The 13,265-nt window shown below is 65.6% G+C and carries 13 protein-coding genes; 9 read left to right on the forward strand and 4 right to left on the reverse strand.

The window, feature by feature from the left end; translation table 11 throughout:
• Positions 1-2 precede the first annotated feature (2 nt).
• Both flbD and flhA read left to right on the forward strand, forming a co-directional pair.
• A complete protein-coding gene (flbD, locus tag EO136_RS00095) occupies positions 3-1,403 on the forward strand; it encodes a sigma-54-dependent transcriptional regulator FlbD (RefSeq protein WP_127142373.1) in 1,401 nt (466 codons plus the stop codon).
• Positions 1,404-1,513: 110 nt separating this feature from the next.
• Positions 1,514-3,640: a flagellar biosynthesis protein FlhA gene (flhA, locus tag EO136_RS00100; protein WP_127142375.1), complete on the forward strand. Its 2,127-nt coding sequence runs from the start codon at positions 1,514-1,516 to the stop codon at positions 3,638-3,640.
• 142 nt (positions 3,641-3,782) lie between these two features.
• Here flhA and EO136_RS00105 read toward each other — a convergent pair whose 3' ends face one another.
• From EO136_RS00105 to EO136_RS00115, 3 genes are all read right to left on the reverse strand, one after another.
• Complete coding sequence (locus tag EO136_RS00105; protein ID WP_127142377.1) at positions 3,783-4,118, reverse strand: I78 family peptidase inhibitor; 336 nt, start codon at positions 4,116-4,118, stop codon at positions 3,783-3,785.
• A gap of 121 nt (positions 4,119-4,239) precedes the next feature.
• Positions 4,240-5,388 carry a coiled-coil domain-containing protein gene (locus EO136_RS00110; RefSeq protein WP_127142379.1) on the reverse strand — a complete coding sequence of 383 codons (1,149 nt, stop codon included), beginning with the start codon at positions 5,386-5,388 and terminating at the stop codon, positions 4,240-4,242.
• A 191-nt stretch (positions 5,389-5,579) separates the two neighbouring features.
• A complete protein-coding gene (locus EO136_RS00115; RefSeq protein ID WP_127142381.1) occupies positions 5,580-6,155 on the reverse strand; it encodes a DUF1134 domain-containing protein in 576 nt (191 codons plus the stop codon).
• A 190-nt stretch (positions 6,156-6,345) separates the two neighbouring features.
• On the opposite strand from EO136_RS00115, the gene EO136_RS00120 reads away from it, so the two are divergent.
• The 3 genes from EO136_RS00120 (at position 6,346) to EO136_RS00130 (ending at position 8,039) form a co-directional block, all read left to right on the forward strand.
• Positions 6,346-6,816 carry a YHS domain-containing (seleno)protein gene (locus tag EO136_RS00120; protein ID WP_164730362.1) on the forward strand — a complete coding sequence of 157 codons (471 nt, stop codon included), beginning with the start codon at positions 6,346-6,348 and terminating at the stop codon, positions 6,814-6,816.
• A 106-nt stretch (positions 6,817-6,922) separates the two neighbouring features.
• Positions 6,923-7,582 carry a histidine phosphotransferase ChpT gene (gene chpT / locus EO136_RS00125; protein WP_127142385.1) on the forward strand — a complete coding sequence of 220 codons (660 nt, stop codon included), beginning with the start codon at positions 6,923-6,925 and terminating at the stop codon, positions 7,580-7,582.
• Positions 7,583-7,679: 97 nt separating this feature from the next.
• Positions 7,680-8,039: a response regulator gene (locus tag EO136_RS00130; RefSeq protein ID WP_127142387.1), complete on the forward strand. Its 360-nt coding sequence runs from the start codon at positions 7,680-7,682 to the stop codon at positions 8,037-8,039.
• A 266-nt stretch (positions 8,040-8,305) separates the two neighbouring features.
• On the opposite strand, the gene ctrA is transcribed toward EO136_RS00130, so the two are convergent.
• Positions 8,306-9,007 carry a response regulator transcription factor CtrA gene (gene ctrA / locus EO136_RS00135; protein ID WP_127142389.1) on the reverse strand — a complete coding sequence of 234 codons (702 nt, stop codon included), beginning with the start codon at positions 9,005-9,007 and terminating at the stop codon, positions 8,306-8,308.
• Positions 9,008-9,407: 400 nt separating this feature from the next.
• Here ctrA and fliI point away from each other — a divergent pair, with 400 nt between their 5' ends.
• The 4 genes from fliI to EO136_RS00155 are packed head-to-tail and all read left to right on the forward strand — an operon-like array spanning position 9,408 to position 13,190.
• The gene (fliI, locus tag EO136_RS00140; RefSeq protein WP_127142391.1) at positions 9,408-10,751 is read left to right on the forward strand and encodes a flagellar protein export ATPase FliI; all 1,344 of its coding nucleotides are present in this window, start codon (positions 9,408-9,410) and stop codon (positions 10,749-10,751) included.
• Positions 10,752-10,770: 19 nt separating this feature from the next.
• On the forward strand, positions 10,771-11,184 hold the full coding sequence (gene fliJ / locus EO136_RS00145; protein ID WP_127142393.1) for a flagellar export protein FliJ: 414 nt from the start codon (positions 10,771-10,773) through the stop codon (positions 11,182-11,184).
• 38 nt (positions 11,185-11,222) lie between these two features.
• The gene (locus tag EO136_RS00150; RefSeq protein ID WP_127142395.1) at positions 11,223-11,780 is read left to right on the forward strand and encodes an MAPEG family protein; all 558 of its coding nucleotides are present in this window, start codon (positions 11,223-11,225) and stop codon (positions 11,778-11,780) included.
• A 33-nt stretch (positions 11,781-11,813) separates the two neighbouring features.
• A complete protein-coding gene (locus tag EO136_RS00155; RefSeq protein WP_127142397.1) occupies positions 11,814-13,190 on the forward strand; it encodes an L-serine ammonia-lyase in 1,377 nt (458 codons plus the stop codon).
• Positions 13,191-13,265 lie beyond the last annotated feature (75 nt).

Below are 13,265 nucleotides of genomic sequence, written 5' to 3' on the forward strand. Positions count from 1 at the left end.
TCATGCGCTTGCTGATCGTCGGATCGCTGGACGGACAACTGAGCCAGGCCACAAGGATGGCCATGGATGGCGGCGCGCGCGTCGCACACGCCTCCACCCTCGAGATCGCGCTGGCCACCCTGCGCTCGGGCAAGGGCGCCGACCTTCTTCTGGTCGACGTCATGCTCGATATCCCCGCGCTCATCGCCGGGCTGGAAGCCGAACGCATCCACGTGCCGCTGGTCGCCTGCGGCACCGAGACCAATGCCGCCGCCGCGGTCAACGCCATCCGCGCCGGGGCCAAGGAATCTATTCCTTTACCCCCCGATGCGGCTTTGATCGCCGCCGTCATTTCGGCCGTGGCCCGCGAAAGCACCGATCTGCTATACCGTGACCCCGCCATGGCCCGGGTGGTCAAGCTCGCCAACCAGATCGCCGGCTCGGACGCTTCGGTGCTGATCACCGGGGAGAGCGGAACCGGCAAGGAGGTCATGGCCAAATACCTCCATGCCCGCTCCAAACGCGCCTCGCGCCCTTTCATCTCGATCAACTGCGCCGCCATCCCCGAACACCTGCTGGAAAGCGAACTGTTCGGGCACGAAAAGGGCGCCTTCACCGGCGCCGTCGCCCGGCGCATCGGCAAGTTCGAGGAAGCGGACGGGGGCACCCTGCTGCTCGACGAAATCTCGGAAATGGACGTCCGGCTGCAGGCCAAGCTGCTGCGCGCCCTCCAGGAGCGCCTGATCGACCGCGTCGGCGGCAACCGCCCGGTCAAGGTCGACATCCGCGTGCTCGCCACCTCCAACCGCGACCTCGCCGTCGAAGCGCGCGAGGGACGGTTCCGCGAGGATCTGCTGTTCCGGCTCAACGTGGTCAACCTCAAGCTCCCGCCCCTGCGCGAGCGCCCCGGCGACATCATCGCGCTCGCCGATCACTTCGTGGCCCGCTATTCGGCGGCCAACGGGCTGACCCAGCGCGTGCTCAGCCAGCCGGCCCGCGACGAGCTTCTCCGCGCGCCCTGGCAGGGCAATGTGCGTGAGCTGGAAAACACCCTCCACCGCGCGGTCCTGCTTTCGGAAGGCGAAGTGATCGAGCCCGAGGCCATCCGCATGCCCGATGGCAGCGGGCTGTGCGAGGTCGCCGGCGCCTATGACGTCGCCGCCCAGGCCGCCCGCGACGCCGAGGCGGCCAGCCGGGCCTTTGTCGGGCGCACCGTGGCCGATGTCGAGCGCGACCTGATCCTCGACACCCTCGACCATTGCCTGGGCAACCGCACCCACGCCGCCAACATCCTCGGGATCTCGATCCGCACCCTGCGCAACAAGCTCAACCAGTATTCCGACGAGGGCCTTGCGGTCCCCGGTCCCGGAGAACACCGCGGCGCTCCCTCCCAGATGCCGCCAAGACGCTATAGCGCCGCATGACCGTCGCGGCGCCCCTCGCCCCGCCCCCTCCGCCGCCCTCGGGCGCGGGTCGGGGCGTGGCGGGCGCCCAGTCGGCGGCTCCCCGCCCTTCTGCCACCGCACGCGAGACCATGACACAGACCACTCCCAACGCTGCGGGCCCCATCGGGGGACTTGGCAGGATCAGCGAGATCATCGAGGCCATCCGCCAGTCCAATGCCGGGCTCGCGATCGGCGTCGTGGTGATCCTCGCGGTCCTCATCCTGCCCATGCCGCCGATGCTTCTCGACATCATGCTGGCCTGCTCGATCGTGTTTTCGGTCATGATCCTGATGACCGCGCTCTTTATCCAGACCCCCCTGGAATTCTCGGCCTTCCCCACCGTGCTGCTGGTTTCGGCCATGCTGCGCCTGGCGCTCAACCTCGCGACCACGCGGCTGATCCTCGCGGAAGGTCACACCGGAACCGCGGCGGCCGGCAACGTCATCGAGGCCTTCGGCAATTTCATCACCCGGGGCAATTTCGTCATCGGGATCATCGTCTTTGCGATCCTTCTGATCGTCAATTTCATCGTCATCACCAAGGGTTCGGGCCGCATCGCGGAGGTCGCGGCGCGCTTCAACCTCGATGCCATGCCCGGCAAGCAGATGGCCATCGACGCCGATCTGTCCGCAGGGCTGATCGACGAGAACGACGCCCGCGCCCGGCGCCAGAAGCTCGAGGACGAAAGCTCGTTCTTCGGCGCCATGGACGGCGCGTCCAAATTCGTGCGCGGCGATGCCATCGCCGGGCTTTTGATCACCTTCATCAACATCATCGCCGGCATCATCATCGGCACAGCGCAGATGGGGCTCTCGCTCGAGGAGGCCAGCGCCAACTATACGCTCCTGACCATCGGGGACGGCCTCGTCAGCCAGATCCCGGCCCTCATCGTCTCGACCGCCGCGGGCATTCTGGTCTCAAAGGCCGGCGTCTCGGGCTCGGCCAACAAGGCGCTCTCCACCCAGTTCACCGGATATCCCGTGGCGCTGGGCATGAGCTCGGGGGTCATGTTCCTGATGGCGCTGGTGCCGGGCATGCCGCTCGTGCCCTTCGTGGTCCTGGGCTCGGCCGTGGGCTACCTCGCCTATTCCACCGCAAGGACCAAGAAGCGCGAGGCCGCCCAGGCCGTCCAGCGCGAGACCGCCGAGCGCAAGGACGTCGAGCGCGCGCCCGCCGAGGCGCCGATCACCGACAGCCTCAAGATCGACGAGCTCAAGCTCGAACTCGGCTACGGGCTCCTCAGCCTCGTCAAGGAAGACGACACGGGCACCGACCGGCTCACCGAGCAGATCAAGGCATTGCGGCGTCAGCTCGCCACCGAGCTCGGCTTCATCATGCCCTCGGTGCGCATCCTCGACAACATGCAGCTCGAGCCCAATGCCTATACGGTCAAGATCAAGGAAGTGGAGGCCGGCTCGGGCATCGTGCACGCCAACCAGCTCATGGTCATGGACCCCATGGGCAACAGGATCTCCCTGCCCGGCCACCACACGGTCGAGCCCACCTTCGGGCTCCCCGCCACCTGGATCGACCCGGCCCTGCGCGACGAAGCGGAAATCCAGGGCCTGACGATCGTGGACCCTTCCACGGTGATCTCGACCCATCTGACGGAAGTCCTCAAGGCCAACACCGCCGACCTTCTGAGCTACGCCAACGTGCAATCCCTGCTCTCGGGTCTGGACAAGGACCAGCAAAAGCTCGTCGAGGACATCGTCCCGTCCCAGATCTCGGTCTCGGGCATCCAGCGCGTGCTTCAGGGCCTGCTCGCCGAGCGCGTCTCGATCCGCGACCTGCCAACGATCCTCGAGGGCATCGCCGAGATCGCCGGAGGCGCCCGCAGCACCGGCCAGATCATCGAGCATGTGCGCATGCGGCTGGCCCGCCAGATCTGCGCGGCCAATCTCGCCCCCGACCACACCCTGCCGCTCCTCACCCTCTCGCCCCAATGGGAGCGCGACTTCGCCGAGGCCATGATGGGCGACGGCGAAGAACGCCATCTGGCCATGGCGCCCTCACGACTTCAGCAGTTCATCGTGGGGGTTCAGTCCGGGTTCGAATCGGCGGCCCAGGGCGGGGATATCCCCGTCCTGATCACTTCGCCCCAGATCCGCCCGCACGTCCGCTCGATCATCGAGCGCTTCCGCCCCCAGACCGTGGTCATGAGCCAGAACGAGGTTCACCCCCGCAGCAAATTGCGCACCGTGGGCAGCATCTAGAGCATATCCAGGAAAATGCCCGTCCCAGACCCAAATCTGGGATGGAAGCACTGTTCCGGTTCACAAACGCGACAAACAAAGGATGAGAGCACCCGGTTCCGATTCACTCGGAACCGGGTGCTCCCAGACTTGCCTTGCCCGCCTACCCGCAGCTTGCGCGAACCAGCGCGTCGTTCGTGTCGGTCTCGAGGTTGAGCCGGTCGGCCCGATAATCCTGCGTGACCGCGCTGCCGGTCTCGTAGATGCGCGTCGATTGGGACGCGGGGATGGTCGCGGTGCCCACGGCCACCGAGCCGTCCGGCTGCGGGCTGACGATCGCGCCCACGCTCACCTCTGCGGCCAGCGCCTCGCAGCGCGCCTCGTCCCCGCTGCCCTCGGGCGGCGGCACGGTCGCCGAGCAGGCCCCCAGCGCCAGCCCCAGGGACAAGAGAGCAGCGAGCCCGGATACCCGGCGGGCCGAATTGGATTTGGTGCTCAAGGCAGTATCCTTCCAAATGGTCAGAGGGCCGCAAGACCCGTGTGGGAAACCGAACGCGGTCCGGCTCCAGCGGTTCCCTGCCAAACCGGCGGAACACAGGCTTTGGGAGTATATGCGGGCCTCAGCGCGCCTGCATGCTGCGCAGCGCGCTCATGCGTTCGGAAACGCTCGAGCCCATCTCGGCGGGGGCCCGCGATGTCTCTGTCTCGAAATCGTCATCCGCAAAGCGGCGGACTTTGTCGAGCAGGCTTTCTGAGATATCGACCACTTTTTCCTCGGCGTCGGCCGCATAAACCAGATCCGAGACGTCGGAAGCCAGCGCCTCGAGCCGGGCCCGCAGCCCCTGCTGATCGAAGCGCTCGGTGCCCCAGTCGCGCCGCGCCGCCTCCTCGATCGCCTCGGCATTGGCCTTGACCAGCAGCGTCTGGTCCTCGATCGAAAGGTCCTCGGCCAGCATGCGCAATTCGTGCTGCGCCATCTCGGTCTGCCCTTCGGCGTCGTCCTCGTGCCCGTGGGCCTCCGAGAGCAGGGCGCCAAGCCGGCTTTCGGCGTTCGATATCCGCGCCTCGGCCCGGCGCAGCGCGATCCGCGCCTCGCTCTTGGCGTCGTTGCGCGCGTCCAGCGTATCGCGCAGCAGCGCGATGGCCTCGTCCTTGGCCGAGAGCTTCTTTTTCTTTTCGAACCGGTTGAGCAAGAGGCGCGCCTGCTCCTCGAGGAACCCGTTGCGCTGGCGCTCGAAGCTCAGCGCAGCCAGCAGATCCTCTACATCCGCGCGATAGTCGCCCGAAAGCTGGTCGGCGCTGATCGTGTCGCGGGCATCGGGCTCTTCCCGGCGCGGCAGATAGGCCCCGGCGTCTTCCCCGCGCACCATGGCCGCGAGCGCCGCACCGTCCTTTTCGAGGTCCCGGATGCGGGCGACCAGTTCGCTCTCGCGCTCCTTGAGGGCAGTGATGGCGGCGAACTGCTCGTCGCGTTCGGCCTCGAGCGCGGCGAGATCGGCCTTGGCCGCGTCGCTTTCCACGATCCGCGCCATCAGCTTTTCGCGCAGGCTGTCCGCGCGCATCTCGAGCCGACGCACCGTGATCGCGAACTCGGCGCGCAGCTTGTCCTTGTCCGCCCGAAATTCATTGAGGGTCACCGGCGTCACCGCCGCGATGCGGCGCTTGGTCAACCGCACGGCCCGGTTCCAGATCGCCGAACCCAGCGCCACGGCCAGGAGCCCGGCGGCCAGAAAGCCGAGCGCAAATATCATGACGTGTTCGACGGTCATTCGATTCTCCCTGCGGGAGCCCCCCGGCACCGCAACCCTGCCATGAGAGGCACGCGGGCGCCACTTTCACTACGCCTTAACCTTACCGGAGTCTATCGGGGCGGTCATTTCACGCTTCCGGCATGGCATTGGTGCAACAAAAAGGCGGGCACCGGGCCCGCCATCCTGCCACATATGTGAAATGTTTCGCCCTAGAACGGGTTCCATGTCGGCTGGCGGGTGAAGTTGAGATACCCCACCGAAACCCCGGCCCGGATCCCGATGCCAGCGCTGATCGGCACGATATAGACGTCGCCCTGGCGCAGCGCGGTCATGCCCATGCCGCCCACCGCATAGATCGAGCCGTCCACGCCCGGATAGCGGGTAAAGACGGATTCAACGCTCGGCAGATTGTAGACCAGCATCATCACGCGGCTGCCATCGGCCCCGAAATTGAGCCCCAGGCTCGGGCCCTGCCAGAACACCGAATGGCTGCCCGCATTGCGCGTGTGCATGGTGCCCTCGCCGTAGCGGGCGCCGACAAACAGCGCGCCGGACCCTTCCTGGCCCAGGATATAGGCATTGGGCTGGCCGTATTCGGCGATTGCGCGCTCGATCAGCGAGGCGAGCCCCTGGGCCACCGAGCCGAAGAACTGGTGGCCGGTGTTGAGCAATTCGTCCGAGCTGTAGGTGTCGGACAGCGATCCCTGTTGCTGTGCGTGCGCCACGCCGGGCGAGACGATCAGCGCGAGAGCCAGGATCAGCCCCCTTAGTGTGCGGTTGAACATGCGTTGGTGCTCCCAGTTCGCGTATCGGGGGCCGCCCCCGATGTGGGAGACAGGTTAACCAAGCCCTCATCAGAACCCGGCTAGACTGCCCCCGATCCGCTCCCCAGACCTATGGCGGCCCATCACGGCAATCATGCGGCAAATGTGTAAACAAATCTTAACCCTTACAAAAAGTTACGCAGTTTTTTTTGTGCTGGGTCTCGGGCTGCTTTTCGCCGCCCAGGCCGGGGCTCAGGGCCGCGCGGTTTCCATCGATCCGCTCACCGGCGTCGCCATCTCGGGCTATGATCCGGTCTCCTATTTCGTCGAAGAGGCCCCAAGTCCGGGCCGTGCCGATTTCACCGCCCGCTGGAGCGGGGTCACATGGTATTTCGCGTCCGCCGCCAACCGCGATGTCTTTGAGGCTGATCCGGAAACCTACGCGCCGCTCTTTGGCGGCCATTGCGCCATGTCCATGGCCCGGGGCTATCGCTCGGAGGGCAACCCGCGGATCTACCGGATCGTGGGCAACCGGCTGGTGCTTTTTCATTCGGCGGGCAACCGATCGGCCTTCGATCTATCGGTCCGCCACACCATCGAGCAGGCCATGGGGGTGTGGGAGGACCTGCCCGACCGCATCGCCCCGCAATTCGAGGTGCCTTTCACTCCTGTCGGGCAATGATCGCCCGACCCTTTTGGCCGCCCCCGGCAATCGGTGATTGTCGCGACGGTGGTCGTCGTTAAAGTAGCCGCCAGGTGATTCTGGCTTAATCGGAAAAGGACGTCCCATGACCAGCATTATTGAACTGGGCGCAGCAGACCTTGCAGCCCTGCTGTGTTCGCGGGTCTGCCACGACCTGATCAACCCCGTGGGCGCCATCGGCAACGGGCTCGAGGTGCTTGCCGATCCCAGCCAGAAGGAGATGGCCGATTTCGCGCGCGAACTGATCGAGAATTCCGCAAAGCAGGCCCGCGCCAAGCTCGAATTCGCGCGGCTGGCCTTCGGTGCCTCCTCGACCGCGGGCACCGAGATCGACACGCGCGAGGCCGAGCGCGTCTCAAGCCTGCTGATGGAGTGCGAGAAGGCCGATCTCGACTGGAAGGTCGCGCCGATGCTCCTGCCCAAGAACAAGGCCAAGCTGATGCTCAACATGCTGCTGATCACGGTCGGTGGCGTGCCGCGCGGGGGCACGGTGAGCGTCGAGGTCACCGGAGAGGCCGGCCACGAGGCCATCACGCTGACCGCCACCGGCCCCAAGACCCTCATCCCAAACGCGGTGCCGGGCCTTCTCGCCGGCACGCCCGAGGAAGGAAACGTGGACGCCCGCGGCATCCAGCCCTTCTACACCGGCGTTCTTGCCCGGCTTTCGAACATGGGTATCAACATCGCGCTCGAGGACGACAAGCTGCGCTTTACGGCCGACCCCCTGCCCACCACGGTGGATTGAAGGGTCGGCTCCGGCGCCGGGCACTAGGTTTTCGCTAACGATTGTGGGCTAGGCTGCGCACGAATGCCGCCCGGGCGCGGCAAATGGGGGGCCGCACATGAAATCGTGCCTTATCGTCGATGATTCCAGCGTCGTGCGCAAAGTGGCGCGCCGCATCCTCGAGACCATGGACTTCATCGTCGATGAAGCCGAGGACGGCGAGGAAGCGCTCGACAAGTGCAAGCGGGAAATGCCCGACGTCATTTTCCTCGACTGGCAGATGCCGATCATGAACGGCATCGAATTCCTCAAGGCCCTGCGCAGCTATTCGGGCGGCGACGCCCCGGCGGTGATCTTTTGCACCACCGAGCGCGATATCGGCCAGATGGCGCTGGCCCGCAAGGTCGGCGCCACCGACCACATGCTCAAGCCGTTCGACCAGGCCATGTTCGAGGAAAAATTCCAAGCCTACGTCTAGGAGCGTTTCCAGGAAAAGTGTTTCCACTTTTCCGGTTCGGAAACGCGACCACAGCCGACACGCGAGCGTTCCCAGGAAAAGCGAACGCGCATCCCGGTGAAAACCGGGGTCCGGCAGCATGGCCGCATACACCGACACGCCGGACATACAGCCCATGGACGGCCCGCCTCCGCGCCCTCCACTCGGCCATGCTCAAAGCAAAAGCCCCGCATCATCTGCGGGGCCTTTATCCATGTCGGCAGGTTCAAGCGTCGCGCCGTGCGCCCTCAGGCGCTCTCGGCCAACTCGCTCTCGTCGGGCTCGCGCAGCACATAGCCGCGGCCCCACACGGTCTCGATATAGTTCTTGCCGGCGGTCGCCACCGAAAGCTTCTTGCGCAGCTTGCAGATGAACACGTCGATGATCTTGAGTTCGGGCTCGTCCATCCCGCCATAGAGATGGTTGAGGAACATTTCCTTGGTGAGCGTCGTCCCCTTCCGCAGGGATAGCAACTCGAGCATCTGGTATTCCTTGCCCGTCAGGTGCACCCGCTGGCCGCCCACTTCCACCGTCTTGGTGTCGAGGTTGACCGTGAGGTCCCCCGTGGTGATAACCGATTGTGCATGGCCCTTGGACCGGCGCACGATCGCGTGGATCCGCGCCACCAGCTCGTCCTTGTGGAACGGCTTGGTCATGTAGTCGTCGGCCCCGAAGCCCAGGCCCCGGACCTTGTCCTCGATCCCGGCGAGCCCCGAAAGGATCAGGATCGGTGTCTGTACCTTTGCGACCCGCAGCGTGCGCAGGACCTCGTACCCGCTCATGTCGGGCAGATTGAGGTCCAGCAGGATGATGTCGTAATCATAGAGCTTGCCCAGATCGACACCTTCCTCGCCGAGGTCGGTAGTGTACACGTTGAAACTTTCCGATTTGAGCATCAACTCGATGCTCTGTGCGGTCGCACCATCGTCCTCTATCAAGAGCACACGCATACCAATCCCCTTAACCTTAGGTCCCTGCTGGAACCGGGCGAAACGGCTTTTCACCCGCCCGTCGATCACACCCTCCTGGGTGCGACTCGAACCTACCGCCTATTAGTTAACAAAGTTTAATTCTGATCGGCAATATGCGAGAAGAATTAAGATTGATAAGGTCTAAATCATTGATTTTAAAGTAAAAACTAGTCGAATTTTTCTTAATCCACAACCTTAAGATTTCCCTTCAAGGGACTCTCCGGACTCGGTGAATTGGGGGAGGGTGAGCATGAGGGCGCCGCTGGGGGCGCGCGCGGAAAAAATTGCTCAACACGCGTTGATATCGCCATGCGGTTAAGGATCGGTTACCAATGCGTCCTCTGCTGGCACGAATCACGACGCGAGGAATTGGGCCACGGTGCGCGCGCTGATCTCCGACATAGAGGCCATCGACGAGATCGAGGTCTTCGGTCGCGTCAAATCCGTTCAGGGTCTTCTGATCGAAATCGTCGGTCCGGTCCGCGAATTGCGTGTCGGGGGGCGCGTCTTCATCGAGACCCGCGCCGAACGACCGCTCGCCTGCGAGATCATCGGCTTTCGCGACGGGCTGGCCCTGTGCCTGCCCTTCGGCCCGGTCGACGGCGTGCGGCTGGGCTGCAAGGCGGTCTTTGCCGGCCATGATGGCGCGGTTTATCCCGAGCCCGGCTGGCTGGGCCGGGTGCTCAACGCCCAGGCCGAACCCATCGATGCAAAAGGCCCGCTCGGGCGCGGCGCGGACGCCTGCCCCCTGCGCGCCCTGCCCCTTCCCGCCCATGAACGCGCCCGTGTGGGCGAACCCATCGATCTGGGCGTGCGCGCCCTCAACACCTTCACCACGTGCTGCGAGGGCCAGCGCATGGGCATCTTCGCGGGCTCGGGCGTGGGCAAATCGGTGCTGTTGGGCATGCTCGCCCGCAACACGGACGTGGACGTCGCCATCATCGGGCTGATCGGGGAGCGCGGGCGCGAGGTCCAGGAGTTCATTTCCGAATCCCTGGGCGAGGAGGGCATGGCCAAGGCCATCGTGATCGTCGCCACCTCCGACGAGCCGGCGCTGATGCGCCGTCAGGCCGCCTACCTCACCCTCACCCTGGCCGAATATTTCCGCGATCGCGGCCAGCGCGTTCTGTGCATGATGGACAGCCTTACCCGTTTTGCCATGGCCCAGCGCGAGATCGGCCTGGCCATCGGCGAGCCCCCCACCGCCAAGGGCTATCCGCCCACCGTCTATTCCGAGCTGCCGCGCCTGCTCGAACGCGCCGGCCCCGGGCGCAAGGGTTCGGGTTCCGTTACCGGACTATTTACCGTTTTGGTGGAAGGTGACGATCACAATGAGCCGATCGCAGATGCCGTGCGCGGTATTCTCGACGGCCACATCGTGATGGAACGGGCCATTGCCGAACGCGGACGCTATCCCGCGATCAACGTGCTCCGGTCCATCTCGCGGACCATGCCCGGCTGCGTACCAGATGAGGTGCGGCCGGTTCTGGGCAGGGCACGCGAATTCATGTCGGTGTTTGCCGACATGGAGGAACTGATCCGGCTGGGGGCATACCGGAAGGGATCGGATCCGATGGTTGACCGCGCCATCGCGCTCAACCCGTCCCTGGAGGCGTTTTTGAGCCAGGACGCGGGTGAGCGCACCTCGATCGCCGACGGCTATGCGCTGCTCGGCGCCGTCGTGGACAAGGATGGAGCGGGCGGCCACAAGCAGGCGACTTGATGGGTAAGGAGTACAAGTCATGAAGTCGAAGAGCGCCAGCCTGATCCGGCTCAAGAAATTCCAGGTGGACGAGAAGCGCCGCCAGGTCCTCCAGATCGAAACCATGGTCGCCGATTTCGAGCGCATGGCCGCCGAACTCGACCAGCAGATCGAGATCGAGCAGCAAAAGACCGGCATTTCCGATACCGCCCATTTCGCCTATTCCACCTTCGCCAAGGCGGCCATCACCCGGCGCGACAATCTCATCGCCTCGGCCAACGACATGCGCGACAAGCTCGAAGCGGCCCAGGACACCCTCGCCGAGGCCCTCGAGGAGCTCAAGAAGGTCGAATTGCTCGACGCCCGCGAGCACGCACGGGAAAATGCCGAGGATCTCAAGCGCGAATCCGCCGAATATGACGAGATCGCCCGCCTGCGCCACAATCAGCGCTAAGGCTGGCCAGCCGTCCCCCGCAAAGTTATGGTCGCGCCATGAGCAGCGATCTGGCGACCCTCCAAGCAACGATCCGGCGACGAACCACATGGGCGTTCGGCGTAACGCTGCTCTGCTTTGCGCTCGGCTTTGCCGTACTGCCCCAGTTCTTCACCTATCCCCCGCAGCTCTCGGCCCGCCTCGCGCTCGGCGCGCAGGCCGGCGCCTTCGTCCTGGCCTGGGTTCTGGTCGGGGTGATGATGGTCTCGCTGGCCCGGCAACGCGCCCAGACCGATATCGGAGGGGAGGCCTTCGGATCGCCCTCGCGCGAGGTCGCCATCAGGCGCGCCTTCCTCGGCAACACCCTCGAACAGGCCATTCTCACCTGCGGCGCCATGCTCGCCTTTGCCAGCCTCGTGGAAGGCGATGCCCTTGCCCTGGTGCCGGTTACCGTCATGGTCTTCTCCCTCGGCCGCTATCTGTTCTGGCGCGGCTATCCCCATGGGGCGGGTGCCCGCGCCTTTGGGATGGGCCTCACGCTCCTGCCCGGCGCCCTGCTGCTGGTCTTTGCCCTTTTGGCCACCCTCTGGAACGTGGTGATGGGGATGCCCCGATGACGGGCCAGCCAGCGCCAACCGCCGGGAGCCATGATGTTCGTTTCGGTCTTTGACGTCTTCAAGATCAGCGTGGGTCCCTCGTCCTCCCACACCATGGGGCCCATGATCGCGGCGGCGCGGTTTCTCGACACGCTCCCCGCCGTCCCGGACGACGCGCGCCTCACCGCCACCCTCTACGGCTCGCTCGCCCACACCGGCATCGGCCACGGCACCATCGACGCGGTGCTCGCGGGGCTCCTGGGCTTTTCCCCCGCCAGCTACGACCGGCAGGCCGCCCGGGACGCCATCGCCACACTGCGCGAAACCGGCACCCTTACCCTGCCCGCGGGGGAGACCGCCCGGCTCGATCCGGACGCCGATATCGTGCTCGACAAAAAGACCCGCATGGACGCCCACCCCAACGCCATGCGCTTTGCCCTCCTCTCGCCCGAAGGCGACGTGCTCGCCGAGCAGGTCAGCTATTCGGTCGGCGGGGGCTTTGTGCGCAGCGCTGCCGAAATGGACGCCGGCGAAGCCCCCGCCGCGCCCGACCAGCCAGCGATCCCCTACCCCTTTTCCAGCGCCGGGGAGATGCTGTCCATGGGCGAGGCCTCGGGCCTCTCGATCGCGGCGATGAAGCGCGCCAATGAATGCGCCCGGTCGGGCGCCACCGACATCACCGACCGGCTCGAGGGCGTCTGGCAGGTGATGAACGCCTGCATCGACCGTGGGCTAGAGGCCACCGGGGAATTGCCCGGCGGGCTCCGCGTCAAGCGCCGGGCCGGCGCCATCCATCGCTCCTGCGCGGGCCGGGCGGGCCGCAACGATGCCCCGCTCCATTCGGCCATCGACTGGCTCACCGCCTATGCCATGGCGGTCAACGAGGAGAACGCGGCGGGCGGACAGGTGGTCACCGCCCCCACAAACGGCGCGGCCGGGGTCTTCCCCTCGGTCCTGCGTTACTGGCTCGACCACGTCCCGGGCGCGTCCCCCGCGCTCGTCCCCGACATGCTGCTCACCGGCGCGGCCATTGGCGGGCTCATCAAGTTCAACGCCTCGATCTCGGGCGCGGAAGTGGGCTGTCAGGGGGAGGTCGGTTCGGCCTCTGCCATGGCCGCCGCGGCGCTTTGCGCCGCGCTCGGGGGCACCAACGCCCAGATCGAGAACGCGGCGGAAATCGCGCTCGAACACCATCTGGGCATGACGTGCGATCCGGTGCGCGGGCTGGTGCAGGTGCCCTGCATCGAGCGCAACGGGCTCGGCGCGGTCAAGGCCGTCACCGCCGCCACCCTCGCGCTCAATGGCGATGGCAGCCATATCGTCTCGCTCGACGCGTGCATCCGCACCATGCAGGAAACCGGGCGCGACATGGACGTGCGCTACAAGGAAACCTCGCTGGGCGGCCTCAGCGTCGCGGTGCCGGACTGTTGAGGCCCGACATCGAGCGTTTCCAGGACAAGTGGAAACACTTTTCCGGTTCGGAAACGCGACACATCAAAGACTTGA

Source organism: Pelagibacterium montanilacus (assembly GCF_003992665.1).
GTDB lineage: Bacteria > Pseudomonadota > Alphaproteobacteria > Rhizobiales > Devosiaceae > Pelagibacterium > Pelagibacterium montanilacus.